This is a genomic window from Streptomyces sp. NPDC002958, from assembly GCF_055563255.1.
The window spans coordinates 559168-581955 of record NZ_JBVHDS010000002.1 but is presented as its reverse complement, the minus strand read 5'-3'; the positions used below and the strand labels follow the sequence as shown (position 1 = coordinate 581955).

Genomic DNA, 22788 nt, shown 5'->3' with positions numbered 1-22788 from the left:
CGTGGCAGTCTGGCACTTATGTGCGGACGGTATGCAGCGAGTCGGCGACCCGAGGATCTGACCGGACTCTTCCAGGTCGAGAAGTGGGAACCGGAGGAGACCCTGGCGCCCGATTGGAACGTGGCGCCGACCAAGGAGGTCTACGTCGTACTGGAACGCCCCTTGAAAGACGCAGACGATCAGCGTCCGGTTCGCCAGCTGCGCGCCCTGAAATGGGGGCTCGTACCGTCCTGGGCGAAGTCCCCCGAGGGCGCCGCACGCATGATCAACGCCCGCGCGGAGACGGTCCACGAGAAGCCGTCCTTCCGCCGCCCCTTCGTCTCCCGGCGCTGCATCCTGCCTGCCGACGGCTACTACGAGTGGGTCACCGGCGCGGACGAACGGCGGCTTGAGGAGAAAGGGAAGAAGAAGCGGCCGCGCAAGCAGCCCTACTTCGTGACGCCCGCCGACGGATCGGTCTTCGCGATGGCCGGACTGTACGAGTTCTGGCGCGACAGGACCCTTCCGGACGACCACCCGATGGCCTGGTGGGTGACCTGCTCGGTGATCACGACCGAGGCGGAGACCACCCCGCTCGCCGTCGCCCCCGCCGAGGGCCCGGCCGCGCTCGCCGACATCCACCCCCGGATGCCGCTGATGCTGACCCCGGACCGGTGGGACGCCTGGCTCGACCCGACACGCACCGACATCGAGGAGCTGAAGGCACTGCTCGCACCGCCGCCGGGCGGGCTGATGCGGGCCTATCCGGTGGCCACGGCCGTCAGCAACGTCCGCAACAACGGTCCCGAGCTGGTGGAGGAGCTGGCCGCGCCGGAAGCGAGCACGCTCTTCTGACCGGGCAGGATGGGCGCGTGAGTCCTACAGAGACAGGCCGTACCGTCGAGACGTTCGACACGGATGCCGGGCCGGCCAGGATCACCTGGCTGCCCGCGGAGAACGCCCGCCTGGTGCTCGCCGTCAGCCATGGCGCGGGCGGCGGCATCGAGACCCGTGACCTCCGGGCCCTGGCCGCCGCGCTGCCCGTCCACGGGGTGACCGTCGCCCTGGTGGAGCAGCCGTGGCGGGTCGCCGGGAAGAAGCTCGCGCCCGCCCCGAAGACCCTGGACACCGGATGGCGGGGCCTGTGGCCCGCGCTCACCGCCCCGGGGCTGCCCGTCGTCGCGGGCGGGCGCAGCGCCGGGGCCCGGGTGGCCTGCCGTACGGCGACAGAGCTCGGCGCCCACGCCGTCCTCGCGCTCAGCTTCCCGCTGCACCCGCCGGGAAGGCCGGAGAAATCCCGCAAGGACGAGCTCCTCGGTTCCGGCGTACCCACGCTGGTCGTGCAGGGCGGCAACGACCCGTTCGGGCGGCCCGCCGAATTCCCCCCGGGGAAGTACGAGATCACCGAGGTGCCGTACGGCGACCACGGGTTCGCCGTACCCAAGAAGTCCGGTCTGACCGAGGATCAGGCCATGGAGGTCCTCACCGACGCCGTGACCGCGTGGCTGGCCACCCTCGTGTGACATACGCCGCCCCGCGGGCGGAGCCGGTCACACCTCCGGGAATGTTGAGCGAGAGGCCACTGTTGTCGGTGACATCGGTACATCAACGTCGTATGTGGAGAGGGAGTCCGTCGCATGGGTTCGACCATCTGCCCGCGCCGCTCGAACGCCGCCGACCTGGAGTGGACGGTGCTGCATGCGGCCAAGGCCACTCCCGAGCGGGCACTGAGCGGATCGGATCGACAGCCCGTATCGAAGCAAGGTCGACTATTCTCCGATTCGAGCGGGTCCGGTTTCGGCTCCGCCACAGCGTTGGAGGAGGTGGGTCCGGTCACTGGGACCGACACAGGGACCGACGACGGCCGCGCACAGGAGACGACTGCCGAGCGCAACGCGCGCTTCGAGCGGGACGCGCTCGGTTTCCTCGACCAGATGTACTCGGCCGCGCTGCGCATGACGCGCAACCCCGCAGACGCCGAGGACCTGGTCCAGGAGACGTATGCCAAGGCGTACGGCTCCTTCCACCAGTTCCGCGAGGGCACCAACCTCAAGGCGTGGATGTACCGCATCCTCACCAACACGTTCATCAACTCGTACCGCAAGAAGCAGCGCGAACCTCAGCGCAGCGCCGCCGAGGAGATCGAGGACTGGCAGCTGGCGCGTGCCGAGTCGCACATGTCGACGGGTCTGCGTTCCGCCGAGTCGCAGGCGCTCGACCACCTGCCCGACTCGGATGTGAAGTCCGCTCTGCAGGCGATCCCCGAAGAGTTCCGCATCGCTGTGTATCTCGCCGATGTAGAGGGCTTTGCCTACAAGGAGATCGCGGACATCATGGGGACTCCCATCGGTACGGTGATGTCCCGACTGCACCGGGGCCGCCGCCAACTGCGCGGCATGCTGGAGGACTACGCCCGTGAGCGCGGGCTCGTTGCCGCCGGTGCCGGAGAGTCGGACGATCGGAAAGGCTCGGGCTCATGAGCTGCGGAGAGCCGCACGAGACGGACTGCTCAGAGGTCCTCGATCATCTCTACGAGTTTCTCGATCACGAGATGCCCGACAGTGACTGCACCAAGTTCGAGGAGCACTTCGAGGAGTGCTCCCCGTGCCTGGAGAAGTACGGCCTGGAACAGGCCGTGAAGAAGCTGGTGAAGCGCTGCTGCGGCCAGGACGACGTGCCGACCGATCTGCGCTCCAAGGTGATGGGTCGGATCGATCTGATCCGCTCGGGGCAGGCGGTGCCCGAGCTGGACGTGACGGCTTCGGAGACCGGTCAGCCGACCGCCGCCAAGGAGTGACGCCCGGCGGCTGCCACATGTAGCCGCGCCCCCGTATCGGTCGCGTCCCCCGCACATCACCCGAATGTGCTAATCGGGCTCATCGCGGCTCGAAAGGACACACAACTCGCTAGCCTGGCGCCTCCATTGACCATGTTGGGGGGCGGGCCGGGCGGGTGAGAGCCACACGCGGGGCGGCGCGCGCGTACATTCTGGCGGCTGTGGTCTGTGCCCTGTCCTGTGTGTTCCCCGCGCTGGGCACGGGCACCGGGACCCCGTGGGCCACCGTCGGACTGCTCACCGGCCTCTATCTGGCCTGTGAACTCCCCGGGCGCTGCCTCTTCTTCGGCAGCTCCGTGCCGATCAGCGCCGGGTCGTTCTTCCCGCTGCTGCTCGCCGCCGCCTTTCTGCTGCCGCCCGCCGCGGCCGCCCTGGTCGCGATCCCTGGATCGCTCGTCGGCCCGGTGGAGACCCCGCCCGCCACCGCCCGGCGTGTCTGGCGGGCCGCGCAGCTCGCCGTCACCGTCTGGGCGGCCTCGTCCGTTCACGGTCTGCTCGGCGGCGCCGTCACGCTCGGCGGCCCCGGCCGGCTCCCCGACCTCCCGTACGCGCTGCTGCCCGCCTGCGCGGCCGCCCTGGCCTTCAGCCTCGTCCTGACCGCTCTGGACGGTTCCATCCTGGTCGCGGCCGAGCGGCTCCCCGTCCGGCGTGCCTGGAGCGGACTGCTGTCCCGCTCGATGGGCCCGCATCTGGTGCACGGACTCGCCGGACTGATGATGGCCGTCCTGTGGCGCGGTCCGTACGGGCCGCTGTCCGCGCTCGTCGTCCTGCTGCCGATGTACATCTCCTGCTGGGTCTTCGCCCAGTACCACCGCGAGCACGCCGCCCACCGCGCCACCATCAGGGCGCTGGTACAGGCCGTCGACATCAAGGACACGTACACCCGCGGTCACAGCGAACGGGTCGGACAGGCCTCCGCCCTCATCGCCCGTGAACTGGGCATGGACCAGGGCCGCCTGGAGGTCCTCCGGTTCGCCGGCATCCTGCACGACGTCGGCAAGCTCGGCGTCCCGACCAGGGTGCTCCGCAAGGACGGGCCGCTCACCCCGGAGGAACGGCGGATGATCGAACTGCATCCGGAGTACGGGCACGAGATCGTCCGGGGTATCGGCTTTCTCGGCGAGGCACGGGCCGCGATCCTGCACCACCACGAACGGCTCGACGGCAGCGGCTACCCGTACGGGCTCAGCGGGCGGGAGATCCCCGAGTTCGCACGGGTCGTCGCGGTGGCGGACGCCTTCGACGCGATGACATCGACCCGGTCGTACCGGAGGGGGAGGCCGGTGCCTGCGGCGCTGGAGGAGCTGAAGCGGTGTGCGGGTACGCAGTTCGATCCGCAGATGGTGCGGGCGCTGGTGCGGGCGCTGGACCGGCACGGATGGTCGGCGGCGACCACGGTCGTGACGGCGGAGGAGGCGATCCCGAGGCAGCGGAGGGCGGGCGGGGGCTCCGTGGCTGCCCGGGGGCCGGTTTGTTCTCCGTCGCCGGATGGGTTGGAGACGGCGCCCACCGGCGGGTTGGAGACGGCGCCCGCGGGCGGGCTTGATCCTGTCGTTCCCGGTCCGCAGTCGTCCGTGGACCGCCCCCGGTGACCCGCACCCGGCGACAGGCGTTACCCCCCGCCGTCCTCGCCGTCCGTGGCACAGCCGCCGTGCTCGCCGTCGCCGGGCTCGGCCACACCATCTGGGACGGCGTCCACGACCCCGGCCACGCCCTCGCCTTCGGGGTGCTCATCACCGTCGGTGAACTGGCCCGCTGGGGCGCGCTGCCCGGCGAGCGCGAGCCCGCACCGCTCGGAGCCGCCGGAGCACTCGCGTACGCCCTTCTCGGCCGCAGCGGAGCCGAACCCACCGGGCACGGTGTCCTCCAGGTGATCGCCGTACTCGTCGCGGCACAGCTCGTCGCCTGTGTGCCCCACGTGGCGCGCGGCAGCGGACTGGCACCCGACCGGGTGGCCCGCCGCATCCTGACCGTCACCTACGCCGCCGTGTGCTTCCAGCCGCTGCACGACTCCGGCCGTACCGCGGGTCGGCTCGGCGAAGGCCCGTACTACGTGCTCTTCCCGCTCCTGCTCCTCGTCCTGACCGCTCTGTGCGACGCCGTGCTCGCGGCCCTGCTGCTGCGTTCGCGCACCGTCCCCCATAGCTTCAAGAGCATGGGAGGTACCCCCCTCCCCTACGGGCCGCTTCTCCGCGACGAGCTGCGCGCCCTCATCGGCATCGGTTCGGCGGTCTGCGCGACCGGGGTCGTGATGGCCCTCGGGGTCGCCGTCGCGGGGCTGTGGGTGCTGCCCGTCCTGTGCGTACCCCTGTTGCTGGCCCAGGTCTCGTTCCGCCGGTTCGTCGCCGTGCGCACCACTTACCGGCAGACGATCACCTCGCTCGCCCGGTCCACCGAGATCGCCGGATACACCCCGCACGGGCATGCCCGCAGGGTCGCGGTGCTCTGCACGGCCGTCGGCCGCGAGCTGGGGCTCTCCGGGAGCGAGCTGACCGTGCTGGAGTACGCGGCCCTGATGCACGACATCGGTCAGCTCTCCCTCGTCGACCCGGTCCCGGACGGGGCGACGGCCACCCTGCCCGCCGCCGAGCAGCGCCGCATCGCGCTGCTCGGCGGGGCCGTGGTCCGGCAGACCGGGGTGGACACCGAGGTCGCCGTCGTGGTGGAGCGGCAGGCGGACCCCTACCGGGAGCAACCACTGTCCGCCAGGATCGTCAGGGCCGTCAACGCATACGACGACCTCTCCGGGGAAGGTCTCATCGGGCCGCTGGGCGCGCTGGAACAACTCAGGCTCGGTACCGGTCACGACTATCAGCCCGAGGTCGTGGAATCACTGGCCCGGGTCCTGGCCCGGGGCGGTCTGACCCCCGTCCTGCCTGGGTAACCCATGGGTAATGAGCGAGCGTCCGGCCTGGCATGGTTGGATGCGAAGAAGAGCGGAAAACGAGGGTGTCCAGTCGGGACAGGCGGGAATCGTGAGGATCTTCGGGAAGGTACGGCATCGGCCCTCCGCCTCTTGGCGGCAGGCCACGGACCGCGCGTTCACGCTGATCGGCGACGGCCGGTACGAGGACGCGGGCGCACTGCTGACACGTGCGGCGGACCTGGAGCCCTGGCTCTCGGAGTCATGGTTCAACCTGGCGCTGCTGCACAAATTCCGGCATGACTGGGAACAGGCGAGAGCCGCCGGCCTGAGGGCCGTCGCGCTGCTCGACAAGGAATCAGGCGCTCCGGACTGGTGGAACGTCGGGATCGCCGCCACCGCACTGCAGGACTGGCCGCTGGCGCGCCGCGCCTGGCAGGCGTACGGCCTGAAGGTGCCGGGCGCCGGCCAGCACACCTCGGCGGCCAACAGCGAGCCGGTCGGCATGGAGCTGGGCAGCGCCGCGGTACGGCTGTCGCCGGAGGGCGAGGCCGAGGTCGTCTGGGGCCGCAGGCTCGATCCGGCCCGGATGGAGGTGCTCTCCATCCCGCTGCCGTCGTCCGGCCGCCGCTGGGGCGAGGTCGTCCTGCACGACGGTGTGCCGCACGGCGAGCGGGTCACCGCGGCCGGACCCTCGTACCCCGTCTTCGACGAGATCGAGCTGTGGGCGCCGTCCCCCGTACCCACCTGGGTGGTGCTGCTCGAAGCGGCCACCGAGGCGGACCGGGACGCCCTGGAGCAACTGGCGTCCGACGCCGGATTCGCCGCCGAGGACTGGTCGTCCTCAGTGCGGCTGCTCTGCCGGGCCTGTTCGGAGAGCCGGATGGAGAGCGACGAGGACGGCGAGCACCTGGACCCGCACGACCACAGCGAGCCGGGGCATCCGGGCCCGCTGGGGCACCGCACCGCCGGTGAGCTGTGGGTGCCCGAGCGCGAGTGCGGGATAGCCGCACCGGCCGGGCTGGTGCGCGGACTGCTGGACGGCTGGGTGGCGGACAGCCCGGAAAGCCGTGAGTGGCGGGATCTCGAAGAAGTCTGCTGACCGGTGCCCGTAGGCTGTACGGGCACCGATGGCGGTGCTCGGGTGCCCGGGCCCCGGTCCTTCGGACGTCCGGGATCAGGTTTTGAGGAAGGCGTACGGCGGACATGGTGCAGCAGGAGACGGACGAGCAGATCAGCGTCGACGACGAAGGTTTCGTCGTGGACACCGAGGACTGTGAGGCGCGCGAGACGGCATATCGCGAGCGCGGCACCTCCCGTCCGATCACGGTCGTGGGCAACCCGGTGCTGCACAAGGAGTGCAAGGACGTCACCGAGTTCGACGACGAGCTGGGCCGGCTGATCGACGACATGTTCGCGAGCCAGCGGACGGCGGAGGGCGTGGGCCTGGCCGCCAGCCAGATCGGCGTCGACCTGAAGGTCTTCGTCTACGACTGCCCGGACGACGACGGCGTGCGGCATGTGGGCGTCGTCTGCAATCCGGTGCTGGAGGAGCTGGCGCCCGAGGACCGGGTCCTGGACGACTCCAACGAGGGCTGCCTCTCCGTCCCGACGGCGTACGCCCCGCTGGCTCGCCCGGACTACGCGGTGGTCCGCGGACAGGACGCCAAGGGCAACCCGGTGAAGATCCGGGGCTACGGCTACTTCGCCCGCTGCCTCCAGCACGAGACGGACCATCTGTACGGATACCTGTACATCGACCGGCTCTCGAAGCGGGACCGCAAGGACGCGCTGCGGCAGATGGCGGAGAACACGCCGCGCTACGAGATCGTGCCGAACGACTGAGCATCCGGTGTGCCGCCGAGCGGGCCCGGTCTCCCCTGTGAGGGAGACCGGGCCCGCCGGTTCTTTTCTTCGGTCGATCGTCAACTGCGGTTTTGCTGTGCGTAGTTGACGCGCATCGACTCGTCCGACAAGCTCTCTCCCCATATCTCCGTCGTGGTAGGGAGCCCCCTCATGCTCAGACGCACCGCACGAGTACTGCTCGGCCTTGTCATGACCATGGCTTTCGCCTTGGGTGGGGCCGTGGTGACCGCCGGTACCGCGCAGGCCGACGGCTGCTACACCTGGACCCGCACGCTGTCCCCCGGCGCCACCGGCAACGATGTCGTCCAGCTCCAGATACGGGTGGCCGGCTACCCCGGCTACAACTCCGTACTCGCGGTCGACGGCTCCTACGGTCCGGCCACCACCGCTGCCGTCAAGCGCTTCCAGGCCGCCTACGGCCTAACTGCCGACGGCATCGCGGGCCCGGCCACCCAGGCCAAGATCTATGAGCTCCAGGACAACGACTGCACCCCGATCCACTTCACGTACGCCGAGCACAACCAGTGCAATACGACCTGGGCGGGTGGTGCCGTCGCGGCGGGCACGGCGAAGGCCAACGCGCTGAGCACCATGTGGAAGCTGGAGGCACTGCGGCACGCGCTCGGTGACCAGTCGATCCGGATCACCAGCGGTTTCCGCTCCACCTCCTGCAACAGCGCGGTCGGCGGCGCGTCCAACAGCCGTCATCTCTACGGGGACGCGGCCGACCTGGGCGCAGGACCGCACTCCCTGTGCACCCTCGCCAAGCAGGCCCGCAACCACGGCTTCAACGGGATCCTCGGCCCCGGCTACCCGGGCCACGACGACCACATCCACGTCAACCAGGGCCCCAGCCACTTCTGGTCGGCGCCGAACTGCGGCATCTGACGCACGAGAGCCCGGTGTGCCCGGTCCGTCCGGACCGGGCACACCGGGCTTTTCTCCGTGCCGCCGCAGTCAGGCGGCCCTCGCCGCGCAGCCGTGACGGCTGCGCGGCGCTCCTGCCTCAGAAGCTGGCCCTAAAAGTCGTCGTCGAAGGCGACCGAGCCCTCCACCGCCACCTGGTAGGCGGACGGTCGGCGCTCGAAGAAGTTCGTCAGCTCCTGCACGCCCTGCAGCTCCATGAACGCGAACGGATTCTCGGAGCCGTAGACCGCCGGGAAGCCCAGCCGGGTGAGCCGCTGGTCGGCCACGCACTCCAGGTACTGGCGCATGGACTCGGTGTTCATGCCCGGCAGCCCGTCACCGCACAGATCGCGGCCGAACTGCAGCTCCGCGTCGACGGCCTCCTTCAGCATGTCGGTGACCTGCCGCTGGAGCTCGTCGTCGAAGAGGTCCGGCTCCTCCTTGCGGACGGTGTCCACGACCTCGAACGCGAAGTTCATGTGCATCGTCTCGTCACGGAACACCCAGTTGGTGCCTGTGGCGAGACCGTGCAGCAGACCCCGCGAGCGGAACCAGTAGACGTACGCGAACGCGCCGTAGAAGAACAGCCCCTCGATGCACGCCGCGAAGCAGATCAGGTTCAGCAGGAAGCGGCGGCGGTCGGCCTTGGTCTCCAGGCGCTCGATCTTCTCGACCCCTCCTTGCCCATCCAGGGCGACCATCCACTTGAAGCAGAACTGCGCCTTCTCACGAATGGACGGGATCTCCTCGACCGCGTCGAACGCGGCGGCACGGTCGTCCGGATCGGGCAGATAGGTGTCGAGCAGCGTCAGATAGAACTGGACGTGCACAGCCTCCTCGAAGAGCTGCCGCGACAGATACAGCCGTGCCTCGGGGGAGTTGATGTGCTTGTACAGCGTCAGCACGAGGTTGTTGGAGACGATCGAGTCACCCGTCGCGAAGAACGCGACGAGCCGGCCGATCATGTGCTGCTCGCCGGGGGACAGCTTGGCGAGGTCGGCGACATCGGAGTGGAGGTCGACCTCCTCCACCGTCCAGGTGTTCTTGATCGCGTCGCGGTAGCGCTCGTAGAAGTCCGGGTAGCGCATGGGGCGCAGGGTCAGTTCGAAGCCCGGGTCGAGCAGGTTCTTCTCGGAGTTGGTCGAGCTCATCACTGGCAGGCCTCGCAGGACTCGGGGTTTTCGAGGGAGCAGGCGATGGCGTCCGCGTCGGGAGCCTGGGCCTGCTGTACGGGAATGGGGGCGGCGGCAGCTGCCTGGCCGGAGGCCGCACGGGCGATCCGGGTCGCCGGGCGCGAGCGCAGGTAGTACGTCGTCTTCAGCCCCTGCTTCCAGGCGTACGCGTACATCGAGGAGAGCTTGCCGATCGTCGGCGTCTCCAGGAACAGGTTCAGCGACTGGCTCTGGTCGAGGAACGGCGTCCGCGCCGCCGCCATGTCGATCAGTCCGCGCTGCGGGATCTCCCACGCCGTGCGGTACAGCGCCCGCACCTCCTGTGGAATCCAGGCGAAGTCCTGTACGGAACCGCTTGCCTCGCGCAGCGCCTCACGGGTCCGCGCGTCCCACACGCCGAGCTGCTTCAGCTCCTCCACCAGGTATGCGTTGACCTGGAGGAACTCACCGCTGAGCGTCTCGCGCTTGAAGAGGTTGGACACCTGCGGCTCGATGCACTCGTACACACCCGCGATCGAGGCGATCGTCGCCGTCGGCGCGATGGCGAGCAGCAGCGAGTTGCGCATCCCGGTCTTCGCGATCCGGGTGCGCAGGGCGGCCCAGCGCTCCGGCCAGTTCAGCTCGGTGTCGTAGTGGTCGGGGTGCAGCACACCGCGCGCGGCACGCGTCTGGGACCACGCGGGCAGCGGGCCCGAGCGCTCGGCGAGCCCGCAGGACGCCTCGTACGCCGCGAGCATGATCCGCTCGGAGATCTTCGTGGAGAGCGCGCGGGCCTCGGGGGAGTCGAACGGCAGCCGCAGCTGGAAGAAGACGTCCTGGAGACCCATGGCCCCCAGACCGACGGGGCGCCACTTCGCATTGGACCGGCCGGCCTGCTCGGTCGGGTAGAAGTTGATGTCGACGACCCGGTCGAGGAAGGTCACGGCGGTACGGACAGTCGCGTCCAGCCGCTCCCAGTCGATGCCACCATCGGTGACGAACGCGCCGAGGTTGACCGAACCCAGGTTGCAGACGGCCGTCTCGCCGTCATCGGTGACTTCGAGGATCTCGGTGCACAGATTCGACGAGTGGACGACGCGGCCCGGCTCGGCGGTCTGGTTCGCGGTCCGGTTCGAGGCGTCCTTGAACGTCATCCAGCCCTGTCCGGTCTGGGCGAGGGTACGCATCATCCGGCCGTACAGTTCACGGGCCGGCATCGACTTGCGGGCCAGCCCCTTGGTCTCGGCGGCCCGGTACGCGGCGTCGAACTCGTCTCCCCACAGGTCGACGAGCTCGGGCACATCGGCAGGCGAGAACAGCGACCAGTCGCGGTCCGCGTCGACCCGGCGCATGAACTCGTCCGGGATCCAGTGCGCCAGGTTGAGGTTGTGCGTACGCCGCTGGTCCTCACCCGTGTTGTCGCGCAGCTCCAGGAACTCCTCGATGTCCGCGTGCCAGGTCTCCAGGTAGACGGCGGCGGCGCCCTTGCGGCGGCCCCCCTGGTTGACCGCGGCGACGGAGGCGTCGAGCGTCTTCAGGAACGGCACGATGCCGTTGGAGTGCCCGTTGGTGCCGCGGATCAGCGAACCGCGGGCGCGGATGCGGGAGTACGAGAGACCGATGCCGCCCGCGTGCTTCGAGAGCCGCGCCACCTGGTGGTATCGGTCGTAGATCGAGTCGAGCTCGTCGAGCGGGGAGTCCAGCAGATAGCAGGAGGACATCTGCGGGTGCCGGGTACCGGAGTTGAACAGGGTCGGCGAGGACGGCAGATAGTCGAGCCGGCTCATCAGCCCGTACAGAGCGGCGACTTCGTCCAGGGCGCGCTGCGAATCGTCCTCGGCGAGACCGGCCGCGACGCGCAGCATGAAGTGCTGGGGCGTTTCGATGACCTGGCGGGTGTGCGGGTGGCGCAGCAGATAGCGGCTGTGCAGGGTCCGCAGCCCGAAGTAGCCGAAGCGGTCGTCGGCGCCGTCGGCGAGTGAACGCTCCACCAGCGCGTCGAGAGTGGCCGCGTGCAGCGCGACGAACTCGGCGGTACGGTCCGCGATCAGGCCCTCGCGGTGCCCGACGGCGACCGAGGCGGAGAAGGAGACCGCGCCCTGACCGGCCGCCTCGTCCGCGATGGTGCGGGTCAGGAGCCTGGCCGCGAGCCGGGAGTACGCGGGGTCCTCGGAGATGAGCCCCGCGGCGGCCTCGGTGGCCAGCGAGCGCAGCTCGGCCTCGTCCGACCGGGCGTTGCGGCCGCGCAGCGCGGCGGCGGCGACGCGACCGGGGTCGGTGTCGGGCAGATCGACGGTGAGGTCGGTCAGGGTCCGCAGCAGTGCGGTCCCCGGTCCGTCGTGTGCGGTTCCCTCGGACTCGGCCGCTTCGGACACGGCGACTGAAGCCGGATCGGCTGGCGCGATGGTCACGTGGTGCTCTCCCTCGCTCGGCTCGGGGCCGGCGGGGAACGGGGCAGCCGGGCAGAGGCGGGCCCGCGTCGGGGCAGCACTCCGTACGGCGTCCACCGGCCCATCCGCGAGGCCCGGACGTCTGGCATCCGGTTCGGTCGAGCCGGATGCGCTGTCGGCAGGTCCTCGGACTGAGTCGATGGTGCGCAAAAGCGCACCGAATACACCGTTGCGGGACAGTTCCGGATTCGCACCGGATTTCCCTGCGGCGACAGCGAGCATGAGCATACATGTGGGGGCCGTCGGATGAGACAGCCCCCACATGTTGTGTCGCACAGCCCAAGTCGGGCCCGCAGAGCAAGCCGTACGGCCCTCTCCCGGACCGTTGGGCCCGATCGCACGGACGGCCCGCCGCGCCCCGCTGAAGGGGGCTCGACGGGCCGTCGGCCGGCGTCGGTGCGGCCGTCAGTGGCCGCCGCCCGGTGCCCCGGCCGTGGCCGACGGGAGCTCCACCCGGACGTCCGGGTCGCCCGCGTCGGCCGTGTAGTCGGCCGGGGAGGTCTCGTCGATCCCGGCGGGTGCCTTCACGGCGTTCAGGACGAAGGTGAGCACCACCGTCACCACCGCGTTCAGCACGAGCGCCGTGAGACCGATGTAGCCGATTTCGCCGATGCCCGGGATCTCCTTGGACGACCCGCCGAAGTGCGCCTGGGTCGGGCTGGCGACCCCGTACGCGGCCACCGTCCCGTACACCATGCCGACCGCCCAGCCCGCGAGCAGCGCCCAGCGGTGGAACCAGCGGGTGAACAGCCCGCCGATGAGGGCCGGCAGCGTCTGGAGAATCCAGATCCCGCCGAGCAGCTGGAAGTTGATCGCGACCGTCTTGTCCATGGTGAGGACGAAGGCGAGCGCGCCGACCTTCACCAGCAGCGACACCAGCTTGGAGACCCTGGTCTCCTGCGCCGGGGTCGCGTCCGGCTTGAGGAAGTCCTTGTAGATGTTGCGGGTGAAGAGGTTCGCCGCGGCGATCGACATGATCGCGGCGGGCACCAGCGCGCCGATGCCGATGGCGGCGAACGCGACGCCCGCGAACCAGTCCGGGAACATGTTCTCGAACAGCTGGGGGATGGCCAACTGCCCGTTGTCCACCTTGATTCCGGCGGCGATCGCCATGAAGCCGAGCAGCGCCAGCAGGCCCAGCATCAGCGAGTACAGCGGCAGGATCGTGGTGTTGCGCCGGATCACATCGCGGCTGCGGCTGGAGAGTGTCGCGGTGATCGAGTGCGGATACATGAAGAGCGCCAGCGCCGAACCCAACGCCAGTGTGGCGTAACCCCATTGGCCGGCCTCACCCGGTGCGAGCGCGCCGCGTGGCGCGCCGGTGGCCGGGTTCTTCTGCGAAAACGCCTCGCCGGCCTTGGCGAAGATGTCGTCGAAGCCGCCGAGCTTGATCGGGATGTAGATGATCGCCACCGCGATGACCAGGTAGATCAGTCCGTCCTTGACGAACGCGATCAGCGCGGGCGCCCGCAGGCCGGACGAGTAGGTGTACGCGGCGAGTACCGCGAACGCGATCAGCAGCGGCAGATCCTTGACGAACCAGTGGGTGTTCTCGCCGCCGCCGACGCCCATCACGTCCAGCACCGCCTGGATGCCGACGAGTTGGAGTGCGATGTATGGCATCGTGGCGAGGATGCCCGTGACGGCGACCGCCAGTGAAAGACCCTTCGAGCCGAAGCGCCCGCGGACGAAGTCCGAGGTGGTCACGTACCCGTGTTTGTGCGAGACCGACCACAGCCGCGGCAGGAAGGTGAAGATCAGCGGGTACACGAGGATGGTGTACGGCACCGCGAAGAAGCCGGCCGCGCCCGCCGCGTAGATCGCCGCGGGAACGGCGACGAAGGTGTACGCGGTGTACAGGTCGCCGCCGAGCAGGAACCAGGTGACCCAGGTGCCGAACGACCGTCCGCCCAGGCCCCATTCGTCGAGACTGGCGTCGTTCTCGGCCTTACGCCAGCGCGCCGCCAGGAAGCCCATGACCGTGACGGCCAGGAAGAAGAAGATGAAGACGCCGAGCGCGACGCCGTTCACGCCGTCCTTCATGCCGACGCACCCCCCTTGCGGGCACGCTGGTCACGCTGCCACAGCTTGTAAGCGATCAACGTGAGCGCGGTGGAGACCAGCACCCAGAGCATCTGGTACCAGTAGAAGAACGGAATACCGATGAAGGTGGGATCCACCTTCGCGTATGAACTCACCCAGAGCATCGCCACGAACGGCGCGATGAGACAGAGGGCGATGACCACCCGCACGGGTGTGACCGTGGGCGGCTTTCCATTTGGGGCTGCTGGCATGCGGCGACTCCGTCCCCTCGCTGATCACCTGGTGTAATGCGCAGGAAATCTAGGGGACGATTCCGGGCACCGTCACCCCCTGTCCGTATTGCGGTCCGGCAACGGTCGTGCGGGCGGGCGCGAATGTTCGGAAGGCCGCCAAACGTGCGGGACTTGGTTCGTACCAGGGCATGCGAACGGCCCCCGTGGAGTGGTGGATTCCATGGGGGCCGCGAGGGCGGTGTGTACGGGTGGGTGGCCGGAAACGGCCGACTGCCGCGCCCCGGGCTCAGTCCATCGGCCGCTTCAGGCGCGCCACGAACTTGTACCGGTCGCCGCGGTAGACCGAGCGCACCCACTCCACCGGCTCACCCTGTCCGTCGAGCGAGTGCCGGGACAGCATCAGCATCGGCAGGCCCACATCCGTACCGAGCAGTCCGGCCTCGCGCGGGGTGGCGAGCGAGGTCTCGATGGTCTCCTCGGCCTCGGCCAGCCGGACGTCGTACACCTCGGCCAGCGCGGTGTAGAGCGAGGTGTACTTCACCAGTGAACGGCGCAGCGCGGGAAAGCGTTTGGCCGAAAGGTGTGTGGTCTCGATCGCCATCGGCTCCCCGCTCGCGAGCCGCAGCCGTTCGATCCGCAGCACTCGGCCACCGGTCGTGATGTCGAGCAGTCCGGCGAGCGTGTCGTCGGCCGTGACATAGCCGATGTCCAGCAACTGGGACGTCGGTTCGAGTCCCTGGGCGCGCATGTCCTCGGTGTACGAGGTGAGCTGCAACGCCTGTGAGACCTTCGGCTTGGCGACGAAGGTGCCCTTGCCCTGGATGCGCTCCAGCCGGCCCTCGACGACCAGTTCCTGGAGCGCCTGGCGCACCGTCGTGCGAGAGGTGTCGAACTCGGCGGCCAGGGTCCGCTCCGGCGGCACGGGGGTCCCCGGCGGCATGGTGTCCGTCATGTCGAGGAGATGTCGCTTCAGCCGGTAGTACTTCGGGACGCGCGCCGTCCGCGTGGCTGCGCCCGTCTCGTTCTCCGTGCTGTCCCCGTCGGCACCCATGGCACGCCTTCCCGACTGCTGCGTTGCTGCCGTCACCGGCTCCTCCGTCTGTCGCGGCTCACATGGTGACACGGTCCGGTCACGACTCGTCGCCCCCCCTCAGGTGTCGGTCCTGTAACGGACGCGAGTGCGCTTCTCATGCACCCTTGACACTCCTGAAGGTCCAGGCCAAGCTCCCGCTGCTGGTCTAAACCATTAAAGACCAGGTCCAGCCCCCAGCCCAGCAGTACTCGTCGGATGTCTTCGCGGTGGGCGGGGTTGCGGTATCCCTGAGGAGGGTTTGGCGTGAAGCGCAAGCTCATCGCGGCGGCCGGCGTCGCGGGCATGGTGATCGGCCTCGTGGCGTGTGGGTCCGACGACGGCGACGGCGACAGCGGTAAGAAGACCGGCCTCGTCCTCTTCGGCTTCCTGCAGCGCAAGGCCGTCAGCGGTCTCACCGACGGCGCCGTGAAGGGATAACGCTGCCTCATGACCACCCCGATATCCACCACGGACACCATCACCCGCGACGCTCTCGCCGTCCTGCAGCCCGGATTCACCGGCACCACCGCCCCGGACTGGGTGCTGCGCCGGGTCGACGAAGGCCTGGCCTCCGTCGCACTGTTCGGTCGCAACATCCAGACGGCCGAGCAGGTCGCCGCGCTCACCGCCCAGCTCAGAGCCGAGCGCGAGGACCTCCTCGTCGCGATCGACGAGGAGGGCGGTGACGTCACCCGACTCGAGGTGCGTACCGGCTCCTCCTTCCCCGGCAACCTCGCGCTCGGCCACGTCGACGACGTGGCGCTGACCCGCGCGGTCGCCCAGGAGCTGGGCCGTCGGCTCGCCGAGTGCGGCGTCAACCTCAACTGGGCTCCGTCCGCGGACGTCAACTCCAACCCGGGCAACCCGATCATCGGCGTACGGTCCTTCGGAGCGGACACCGGGCTCGTGGCCCGGCACACCGCCGCGTACATCGAGGGCCTCCAGGCCACCGGAGTCGCCGCCTGCACCAAGCACTTTCCCGGGCACGGCGACACCGCGATCGACTCGCACCATGCGATGCCGCGCATCGACGTGGACCTGGAGACCCTGCACGCCCGTGAGCTGGCGCCCTTCCGGGCAGCCATCGCCGCAGGCTCCAAGTGCGTGATGAGCGCTCACATCCTGCTGCCCGCACTCGACCCGGACCGCCCCGCGACGGTGAGCCCGCAGATTCTCACCGGTCTGCTGCGAAAGGAGTTGGGGTACGACGGCCTGATCGTCACCGACGCCGTGGAGATGCAGGCCATCGCCTCGACGTACGGCATCGAGCACGGCTCCGTCCTCGCGATCGCCGCGGGGGCCGATGCCCTGTGCATCGGTGGCGGTCTTGAGGACGACGGCACGGTGCAGCGGCTGCGCGACGCGCTGGTCGCGGCGGTACGCAGCGGTGAACTCGCCGAGGAGCGGCTCGCGGACGCGGCCGCACGGGTACGCGCCCTCGCGTATTGGACGCGGGGGGCCGAGCGGGCCGGTTCGGAGCCGGGCACGGCAGAGCAGGAGGGGATCGCGCCCGGCACCGGCATCGGCTCCGACATCGGCCTGGTGGCCGCACGCCGCGCGGTGAAGGTGACCGGTTCCGCCGATCCGCTGACCGAACCCGCGTACGTCGCCGTGTTCACCTCCGAGGTGAACATCGCGGTCGGCAACGAGACCCCGTGGGGCGTCGCCGCGGAGCTGAACCGACTGCTGCCGGGCACAGAGACCGACACGTACAGCAGTGAGACCGAAGCGCCCGTGTCCGCGGTGCTGAGGGCCGCGGGGGAGCGGCGCACCGTCGTGGTCGTCCGTGACGTCCACCGGCACGCCTGGATGGCCGAGGCCCTCGACGCCCTGGTGGCGGAGCGCCCCGACACGGTCGTGGTCGAAATGGGCGTCCCGCAGGCGGCCCCCAGGGGCGCCCTGCACATCGCCACCCACGGCGCGGCCCGCGTCTGTGGCCTGGCGGCCGCGGAAATCATCACCAGCGGTACGGACCGCCCCGGGGTCTGAGAGCAGGGCGTGATGCGGCACGAGGAGCAGCATCACGTGCTGCCCCGCCCCGGCCCCGTCCACCTGGACGCGCCTCCCCGCGGCGCGAGGGCCGGATCAAGCCCGTCCGGCGATTGAGGACAAGCACGTCCGCAGGACGCGTAACGGCATGCGAGAGGGTCGGGGCACCCACCACGGTGCCCCGACCCTCTCCCCCCGTCCGGGACGACTAAAGACCCTGCCACAGTGGCTTCGCCGCATACGTGGCGCGGAAGTAGTCCGCCAGCTTCAGCTTCGACGCGGCGGCCTCGTCCACCACCACCGTCGCATGCGGATGCAGCTGCAGCGCCGACGCGGGCACGATCGAGGCCACCGGCCCCTCCACCGTCTGCGCCACGGCCTCCGCCTTGCCCTTGCCGGTGGCGAGCAGGATCGGGTGACGGGACTCCAGGATGGTGCCGATGCCCTGGGTGATCACGTGGTGCGGCACCTGGGAGATGTCGTTGTCGAAGAAGCGCGCGTTGTCGACCCGGGTCTGCTCGGTGAGCGTCTTGATCCGGGTACGGGAGGCGAGCGAGGAGCACGGCTCGTTGAAGCCGATGTGCCCGTCCGTGCCGATACCGAGGAGCTGGAGGTCCACCCCGCCGGCCTCGGCGAGCGCCTTGTCGTACGCCTCGCAGGCGGCCTGGACATCCTCGGTGGAGCCGTCGGGGCCCATGAAGGACGCCTCGGACAGGCCGAGCGGTTCGACGACCTCGCGCAGCACCACGGAGCGGTAGGACTCGGGGTGGCCGGCCGGCAGCCCCACGTACTCGTCGAGCTGGCAGATGCGGGCGTGCGAGGCGTCCACGGCACCGGAGCGGACCCTGGCCGCCAGCGCCTGGTAGATGGGCAGCGGGGTGGAGCCGGTGGCAACGCCCAGGAGGGCGTCGGGCTTGCGGCTCAGCAGCGCGCCGATGGCCTCTGCGATGAGTTCGCCGCCTGCCTTGGCGTCCGGGACGATGACAACTTCCACGCGTGGCCTGCCGATCTGAAGAGTTGAATCATATGGTATAGACCAATCGAGTCCAATCTAGCAGAACCCGGCAATGCGTACACGACGGCCGACGGCCGGGGTCGCCGAAGAGGCCCAGCCGATCCTGGAGATCCTGTCGCTGCAGATGCTGGCGTACGAGGTGACGATCGCCCGCGGCCAGGACCCGGACGCCCCCGGGCGCCGGCCAAGGTCACCGAGACCCGCTGAGCGCCGATCCGGACGGCCCGCAGAAACACCCGCGGGCCGCGGCGCCGGGACGGGACCCTCGGCCCGTCCGGCACCGCAGCCCGGAGTTGCTCGGCCGGCGGTGTGCGGTGCCCCCGGCCGGGGAGAGGGACCTGCGCGGTCGGGCAGAGAGCGCGGGTACCTCGATCCACTCTCCTGTGCGGGGAGAGCGGAAGCTCTTTCTTGAGCATTGTGGACTAGACCATTAACCTGTGTCCATCCATCGGAGCACCGCAATTTTCCGGGCCCTTCCCCCGTGCACGCACGGCAGGGTCGTTCGGTTCGGAGCCCTTACCCATCCGCGGGTACGCTCGCACACGTGCCCTCCATGAACGACCTCGTCCGCCAGCACGCAGCCCTCAGCGACACCGACCTGGAGTGGCTGCATCTGCTGGTCTCGGAGTGGCAGCTGCTCTCCGACCTGTCCTTCGCCGACCTCGTGCTGTGGGTTCCCACCCGCGACGGCACCCGCTATGTGTCCGTGGCCCAGATGCGGCCCAACACCGGCCCCACCTCCTACCAGGACGACATGGTCGGCCACTTGGTGCCGCGCGGCCGCCGTCCGCTGCTCGACGCGGCGCTGGACGAGGGCCGGATCGTGCGCGAGGGCGACCCGGAGTGGCGCGAGGAGGTGCCGGTACGGGTCGAGTCGATCCCCGTACGCCGGGAGGGGCGGGTCCTCGCAGTCATCGCCCGCAACACCAACCTCCTGACCGTCCGTACGCCGTCCCGGCTGGAGCTCACCTACCTCCAGTCGGCCTCCGACCTGGCTCAGATGATCGCCGCCGGGTCCTTCCCGTTCCCCGGCCAGCAGGTCGACATGGACGCCTCGCCGCGCGTCGGCGACGGGCTGATCAGGCTCGACGCCGACGGAGTCGTCCAGTACGCCAGCCCCAACGGCCTCTCCGCATACCACCGCCTCGGCCTCGCCTCCGACCTGGTCGGTCAGCACCTGGGCGGGATCACCGCCGAACTCGCCCCCTCCCGCGGCCCGGTGGACGAGGCCCTGGTCAAACTCGCCAGCGGTTACGCACCCCGCGAGTTCGAGGTCGAGTGCGCGGGCGGGGTGATCCAGCTCCGGGCCATTCCGCTCAAGCCCAAGGGCGTCCGGATCGGCTCCCTCGTCCTCCTGCGGGACGTCACCGAACTGCGCCGCCGCGAGCGGGAGTTGATCACCAAGGACGCCACCATCCGGGAGATCCACCATCGGGTGAAGAACAACCTCCAGACCGTCGCTGCCCTGTTGCGGCTCCAGGCCCGGCGGATGGATTCCGCGCAGGGTCGCGAGGCACTCAACGAGGCGGTACGGCGCGTCGGTTCGATCGCCATCGTCCATGAGACGCTGTCCCAGAATCTGGACGAGCGGGTGGAGTTCGACGAGATCGCCGACCGGGTCATCGCGATGGTCGCCGAGATCTCCCCGGGCAAGGTCACCTGCCGTCGCACGGGACGCTTCGGCATACTCGACGCCGAAGTGGCCACACCGCTGGCGATGGTGCTCACCGAGGTTCTGCAGAATGCCCTGGAGCACGCCTTCACCCTCGCCGAGTCCGGCACGGTCGAGGTGTCGGCCGTACGTGGCGGCTCCTCCGCCGGGAGGCGGCTGCTGATCACGGTCCAGGACGACGGATGCGGTCTGCCCGAGGGTTTCGACCCGCAGCGCGCCGGCAATCTGGGGCTGCAGATCGTGAGGACGCTGGTGGAGGGAGAGCTGAGCGGGACCTTCGGCATGGTCCCGGCCCCCGAGCGCGGCACCCAGGTCGTCCTCGACATCCCTGTCCGGGCCGAGAAGTAGCGGCGGCGGGCGGCCGGCCCGAACACGGCAGTGAGCCCGGACCGTTGATCACGGTCCGGGCTCACTGTTCATGCGTGCGCTTCGGGGGTACTGCGCGCTGCGACTCAAGGGGCTGGGTTGTGCGTACGCTCTGTACGCGCCGCCTGGCTGAGGCTCGTAGCGGTGGCGTCGGATCAGGCGCTGGCGTTACGCGCCCGGTTGCGAGCGGCACGGCGCTTCATTGCGCGGCGCTCGTCCTCGCTGAGGCCACCCCAGACGCCGGAGTCCTGGCCGGACTCGAGCGCCCACTGCAGGCACTGCTCCATGACGGGGCAGCGACGGCAGACGGCCTTGGCTTCCTCGATCTGCAGCAGCGCAGGACCGGTGTTGCCGATGGGGAAGAACAGCTCGGGGTCTTCCTCACGACAAACGGCGTTGTGACGCCAGTCCATGGCTGCTACCTCTCCTTGGTATTACATACTGGTGCTTGTGAATGTGAACGCTTTCACGAATCCCCCCGCAGGTATCGGGCCGACGCCCAGATGAACTGGTTGTGGTCCTGTGAAGTGAGGAGGGGTTCTGGCTCTCAGTGGAGGCCGTTGGTGCGGGCCGTCCCGATCGCCATGTAGAGATTCGCAAACCTCAGCGGCGGATACAACCCCTTCTGGAAAGTTTTTTTTGATTCCTCGGTGTCGGCTAGGTCACAGCCGTACTTCTATGGGGTGGAGCCCAGCCCAAACGTTCGAGTTAAAGGACTTTGGCCCCTTCCACTCACACAATCACACGCAGTGCACGGCGTACGCCTGTGAACGTCACACTGGTGCGCACTCCCAGGTGGTCGCCGTCCATCTGGAAGGGCAGTGGAGCCTTTGAATGCAAGGTGAAGTCCGTGAGGTCATGAAGTGAAACCGCGTGCTTACCGCGGGGCCCCTTCTCGGGGCTCGAAGTGAGCAGCTGGGTGCTGTAGCGGGCGACCGCCGGAGTGGAGAGCCTTTTCAGCCCGAGCACGTCCAGGCCGGTGTCGAAGGTGGCCTTCGGGGAGGCGTACATGGGCCGATTCCCCAGGTAGGTCCAGGGCGCCGTGTTGGAGATTATGGACAGCGCGAGGTCGGTGACCGGTTCCCTTCCGGGCGTCTCCAGTGTCATCACCCCGTGCCGTCGGTGCGGTTCCTCCAGGAATTGCCGGACCACCTGGCGTACGTACAGCGCATGCGTCGAACGCTTGCCACGTTCGCGTTGCTGTTCGACCCGGCCGACCACGCCCGCATCGAATCCGAGCCCGGCGCAGAAAGTGAACCAGCGTTCCGGAACCGACTCGTCCTCGGTGCCCGGGGTGCCGGCCGCCAGTCCGAGACCGACCGTGCGTTCGGTGCGGTTGGCAAGCGCGTCCAGGATCGCGCCGGTGGCCTCCACTGCATCGTTGGGCAGGCCCAGGGCGCGCGCGAAAACATTGGTGGAGCCGCCGGGAACCACCGCGAGGCTCGGCAAGTTGTCCAGGTCGGGGCCGTTGTGCAGCAGACCGTTGACGACCTCGTTGACCGTACCGTCGCCGCCCAGGGCTACCACCAGATCGATCTCTCCGGAGTCCGCGGCCCGCCGCCCCAGGTCCCGGGCATGCCCCCGGTACTCCGTGGTCACGGCCTCCAGCTTCATCTCGCTGGCCAGTGCGTGGATGAGCACATCACGCGTCCGCGCGCTGGTGGTGGTGGCAGCTGGATTGACCACAAGGAGTGCGCGCATGACCGCCAGACTACCTACCGCGCGGTATCGCTCAGAAGTCCTGTCCCATGACCTTCACGCTCGGTGACGGTCCGGGCGTGGTGGGACGGGGCGGTCGTCCGTTCCCGCACCGTTCCCGACCCCGGCTTCTCGTTCGCGCGGCTGGGATGCCAACCTGCAAGGGTGAGTACTCAGCAGAACACGCCCTCCTCGTCGCCTTCGCCGTTGTTCGAACCGGCGAAGCCGAGGATCACACTCGTGGCCGGACTCACCGCCCTGGAAGGGGCGGCGCTCGTCGTCGGTGGGATCTACATGGTGGTCATGGGGCTGTTCGGACAGCCCGAGAGCTCGCAGCAGGCGGAGATGGGCGGCCTCACGCTGATCGCGCTCGGTCTGATCCCGCTGATCGCCGCCCGTGGCCTGCTGCGGCGGCGCAGCTGGAGCCGCGGTCCCGCGCTCATCACACAGATCATCGCGCTCCCGGTGGCCTGGACGCTGCTGAGGTCCCACGGCGCGCTGATCCCGGTCGGGATCGTCCTCGCCGCGATGGTCCTGACGGCGCTCTACCAGCTGGTCAGGCCGGCGACGATCGAGGCACTCGGCATCCGCCGTCCGGGCACCACGCCGGACGCCTGAGCCGGATGCCCGGGATATCCGGGATATCCCG

21 protein-coding genes, 1 pseudogene and 1 riboswitch are annotated in these 22788 nt (G+C 69.4%); of the genes and pseudogenes, 14 read left to right on the top strand and 8 right to left on the bottom strand.

Features of this window, described 5'->3' with window-relative positions:
- Positions 1-18 precede the first annotated feature (18 nt).
- The 9 genes from ACZ3IC_RS06090 (at position 19) to ACZ3IC_RS06050 (ending at position 8432) form a co-directional block, all read left to right on the top strand.
- Positions 19-834 (top strand): SOS response-associated peptidase, encoded by an 816-nt coding sequence (locus ACZ3IC_RS06090; RefSeq protein WP_467413019.1) that lies wholly within the window; start codon positions 19-21, stop codon positions 832-834.
- Between the two features lie 17 nt (positions 835-851).
- A complete protein-coding gene (locus tag ACZ3IC_RS06085) occupies positions 852-1502 on the top strand; it encodes an alpha/beta hydrolase family protein (RefSeq protein WP_467413016.1) in 651 nt (216 codons plus the stop codon).
- Between the two features lie 300 nt (positions 1503-1802).
- Positions 1803-2459, top strand: coding sequence for a sigma-70 family RNA polymerase sigma factor (locus ACZ3IC_RS06080; protein WP_467413173.1), 657 nt, complete (start codon positions 1803-1805; stop codon positions 2457-2459).
- Entirely contained in the window at positions 2456-2776 is a 321-nt protein-coding gene (gene rsrA, locus ACZ3IC_RS06075; protein WP_467413015.1) for a mycothiol system anti-sigma-R factor, read from the top strand. The genes ACZ3IC_RS06080 and rsrA overlap by 4 nt, the downstream gene beginning before the upstream one ends.
- Before the next feature lie 155 nt (positions 2777-2931).
- On the top strand, positions 2932-4407 hold the full coding sequence (locus ACZ3IC_RS06070; RefSeq protein WP_467413012.1) for an HD-GYP domain-containing protein: 1476 nt from the start codon (positions 2932-2934) through the stop codon (positions 4405-4407).
- Positions 4404-5699: an HD-GYP domain-containing protein gene (locus ACZ3IC_RS06065; RefSeq protein ID WP_467413010.1), complete on the top strand. Its 1296-nt coding sequence runs from the start codon at positions 4404-4406 to the stop codon at positions 5697-5699. The genes ACZ3IC_RS06070 and ACZ3IC_RS06065 overlap by 4 nt, the downstream gene beginning before the upstream one ends.
- A gap of 91 nt (positions 5700-5790) precedes the next feature.
- Positions 5791-6780: a tetratricopeptide repeat protein gene (locus ACZ3IC_RS06060; protein ID WP_467413008.1), complete on the top strand. Its 990-nt coding sequence runs from the start codon at positions 5791-5793 to the stop codon at positions 6778-6780.
- A gap of 104 nt (positions 6781-6884) precedes the next feature.
- Positions 6885-7523 (top strand): peptide deformylase, encoded by a 639-nt coding sequence (def, locus tag ACZ3IC_RS06055; RefSeq protein WP_467413005.1) that lies wholly within the window; start codon positions 6885-6887, stop codon positions 7521-7523.
- A gap of 171 nt (positions 7524-7694) precedes the next feature.
- Positions 7695-8432, top strand: a complete 738-nt coding sequence (locus ACZ3IC_RS06050; protein ID WP_467413003.1) for a D-Ala-D-Ala carboxypeptidase family metallohydrolase — start codon at positions 7695-7697, stop codon at positions 8430-8432.
- 131 nt (positions 8433-8563) lie between these two features.
- Here the strand turns inward: ACZ3IC_RS06050 and ACZ3IC_RS06045 are convergent, their stop codons facing one another.
- The 5 genes from ACZ3IC_RS06045 to ACZ3IC_RS06025 all read right to left on the bottom strand — a co-directional run bounded on the left by ACZ3IC_RS06045 (position 8564) and on the right by ACZ3IC_RS06025 (position 15378).
- Positions 8564-9601 carry a ribonucleotide-diphosphate reductase subunit beta gene (locus ACZ3IC_RS06045; protein WP_467413002.1) on the bottom strand — a complete coding sequence of 346 codons (1038 nt, stop codon included), beginning with the start codon at positions 9599-9601 and terminating at the stop codon, positions 8564-8566.
- The gene (locus tag ACZ3IC_RS06040) at positions 9601-12012 is read right to left on the bottom strand and encodes a ribonucleoside-diphosphate reductase subunit alpha (protein ID WP_467413000.1); all 2412 of its coding nucleotides are present in this window, start codon (positions 12010-12012) and stop codon (positions 9601-9603) included. The genes ACZ3IC_RS06045 and ACZ3IC_RS06040 overlap by 1 nt, the downstream gene beginning before the upstream one ends.
- Before the next feature lie 151 nt (positions 12013-12163).
- A riboswitch (adenosylcobalamin-variant (AdoCbl-variant) riboswitch) is annotated at positions 12164-12266 on the bottom strand.
- A 190-nt stretch (positions 12267-12456) separates the two neighbouring features.
- Positions 12457-14094: a monocarboxylate uptake permease MctP gene (mctP, locus tag ACZ3IC_RS06035; protein WP_467412998.1), complete on the bottom strand. Its 1638-nt coding sequence runs from the start codon at positions 14092-14094 to the stop codon at positions 12457-12459.
- The gene (locus tag ACZ3IC_RS06030; protein ID WP_467412995.1) at positions 14091-14345 is read right to left on the bottom strand and encodes a DUF3311 domain-containing protein; all 255 of its coding nucleotides are present in this window, start codon (positions 14343-14345) and stop codon (positions 14091-14093) included. Before ACZ3IC_RS06030 ends, mctP begins: the two co-directional genes overlap by 4 nt.
- Before the next feature lie 268 nt (positions 14346-14613).
- Positions 14614-15378, bottom strand: coding sequence for a GntR family transcriptional regulator (locus ACZ3IC_RS06025; protein WP_467413172.1), 765 nt, complete (start codon positions 15376-15378; stop codon positions 14614-14616).
- Positions 15379-15663: 285 nt separating this feature from the next.
- Between ACZ3IC_RS06025 and ACZ3IC_RS06020 the strand changes: the two genes are divergently transcribed.
- Positions 15664-15837 (top strand): hypothetical protein, encoded by a 174-nt coding sequence (locus ACZ3IC_RS06020; RefSeq protein ID WP_467413182.1) that lies wholly within the window; start codon positions 15664-15666, stop codon positions 15835-15837.
- Positions 15838-15846: 9 nt separating this feature from the next.
- Complete coding sequence (locus ACZ3IC_RS06015) at positions 15847-17388, top strand: glycoside hydrolase family 3 protein (protein WP_467412993.1); 1542 nt, start codon at positions 15847-15849, stop codon at positions 17386-17388.
- Between the two features lie 208 nt (positions 17389-17596).
- On the opposite strand, the gene nagB is transcribed toward ACZ3IC_RS06015, so the two are convergent.
- Positions 17597-18382: a glucosamine-6-phosphate deaminase gene (gene nagB, locus ACZ3IC_RS06010; RefSeq protein ID WP_467412991.1), complete on the bottom strand. Its 786-nt coding sequence runs from the start codon at positions 18380-18382 to the stop codon at positions 17597-17599.
- Positions 18383-18470: 88 nt separating this feature from the next.
- Here nagB and ACZ3IC_RS06005 point away from each other — a divergent pair.
- Both ACZ3IC_RS06005 and ACZ3IC_RS06000 read left to right on the top strand, forming a co-directional pair.
- Positions 18471-18610, top strand: a pseudogene (locus tag ACZ3IC_RS06005) (SIS domain-containing protein); the annotation flags it as partial.
- A 346-nt stretch (positions 18611-18956) separates the two neighbouring features.
- The gene (locus tag ACZ3IC_RS06000) at positions 18957-20423 is read left to right on the top strand and encodes a histidine kinase N-terminal domain-containing protein (protein ID WP_467413170.1); all 1467 of its coding nucleotides are present in this window, start codon (positions 18957-18959) and stop codon (positions 20421-20423) included.
- A 173-nt stretch (positions 20424-20596) separates the two neighbouring features.
- Here ACZ3IC_RS06000 and ACZ3IC_RS05995 read toward each other — a convergent pair whose 3' ends face one another.
- Together ACZ3IC_RS05995 and ACZ3IC_RS05990 are read right to left on the bottom strand one after the other, a co-directional pair.
- On the bottom strand, positions 20597-20854 hold the full coding sequence (locus ACZ3IC_RS05995) for a WhiB family transcriptional regulator (protein ID WP_003953983.1): 258 nt from the start codon (positions 20852-20854) through the stop codon (positions 20597-20599).
- A 319-nt stretch (positions 20855-21173) separates the two neighbouring features.
- Positions 21174-22142, bottom strand: coding sequence for a diacylglycerol/lipid kinase family protein (locus ACZ3IC_RS05990; protein ID WP_467412990.1), 969 nt, complete (start codon positions 22140-22142; stop codon positions 21174-21176).
- Between the two features lie 237 nt (positions 22143-22379).
- Between ACZ3IC_RS05990 and ACZ3IC_RS05985 the strand changes: the two genes are divergently transcribed.
- Positions 22380-22757: a hypothetical protein gene (locus ACZ3IC_RS05985; protein ID WP_467413168.1), complete on the top strand. Its 378-nt coding sequence runs from the start codon at positions 22380-22382 to the stop codon at positions 22755-22757.
- The last annotated feature ends 31 nt before the right edge of the window (positions 22758-22788 follow it).

Coding starts and splice junctions, on each gene's coding strand:
- mctP (WP_467412998.1), bottom strand. CDS start 14,094: ATGAAGGACGGCGTGAACGGCGTCGCGCTCGGCGTCTTCATCTTCTTC.
- ACZ3IC_RS06045 (WP_467413002.1), bottom strand. CDS start 9,601: ATGAGCTCGACCAACTCCGAGAAGAACCTGCTCGACCCGGGCTTCGAA.
- rsrA (WP_467413015.1), top strand. CDS start 2,456: ATGAGCTGCGGAGAGCCGCACGAGACGGACTGCTCAGAGGTCCTCGAT.
- ACZ3IC_RS06050 (WP_467413003.1), top strand. CDS start 7,695: ATGCTCAGACGCACCGCACGAGTACTGCTCGGCCTTGTCATGACCATG.
- def (WP_467413005.1), top strand. CDS start 6,885: ATGGTGCAGCAGGAGACGGACGAGCAGATCAGCGTCGACGACGAAGGT.
- ACZ3IC_RS05990 (WP_467412990.1), bottom strand. CDS start 22,142: ATGCGCGCACTCCTTGTGGTCAATCCAGCTGCCACCACCACCAGCGCG.
- ACZ3IC_RS06090 (WP_467413019.1), top strand. CDS start 19: ATGTGCGGACGGTATGCAGCGAGTCGGCGACCCGAGGATCTGACCGGA.
- ACZ3IC_RS06030 (WP_467412995.1), bottom strand. CDS start 14,345: ATGCCAGCAGCCCCAAATGGAAAGCCGCCCACGGTCACACCCGTGCGG.
- ACZ3IC_RS06000 (WP_467413170.1), top strand. CDS start 18,957: ATGAACGACCTCGTCCGCCAGCACGCAGCCCTCAGCGACACCGACCTG.
- ACZ3IC_RS06025 (WP_467413172.1), bottom strand. CDS start 15,378: ATGGGTGCCGACGGGGACAGCACGGAGAACGAGACGGGCGCAGCCACG.
- ACZ3IC_RS05995 (WP_003953983.1), bottom strand. CDS start 20,854: ATGGACTGGCGTCACAACGCCGTTTGTCGTGAGGAAGACCCCGAGCTG.
- ACZ3IC_RS06015 (WP_467412993.1), top strand. CDS start 15,847: ATGACCACCCCGATATCCACCACGGACACCATCACCCGCGACGCTCTC.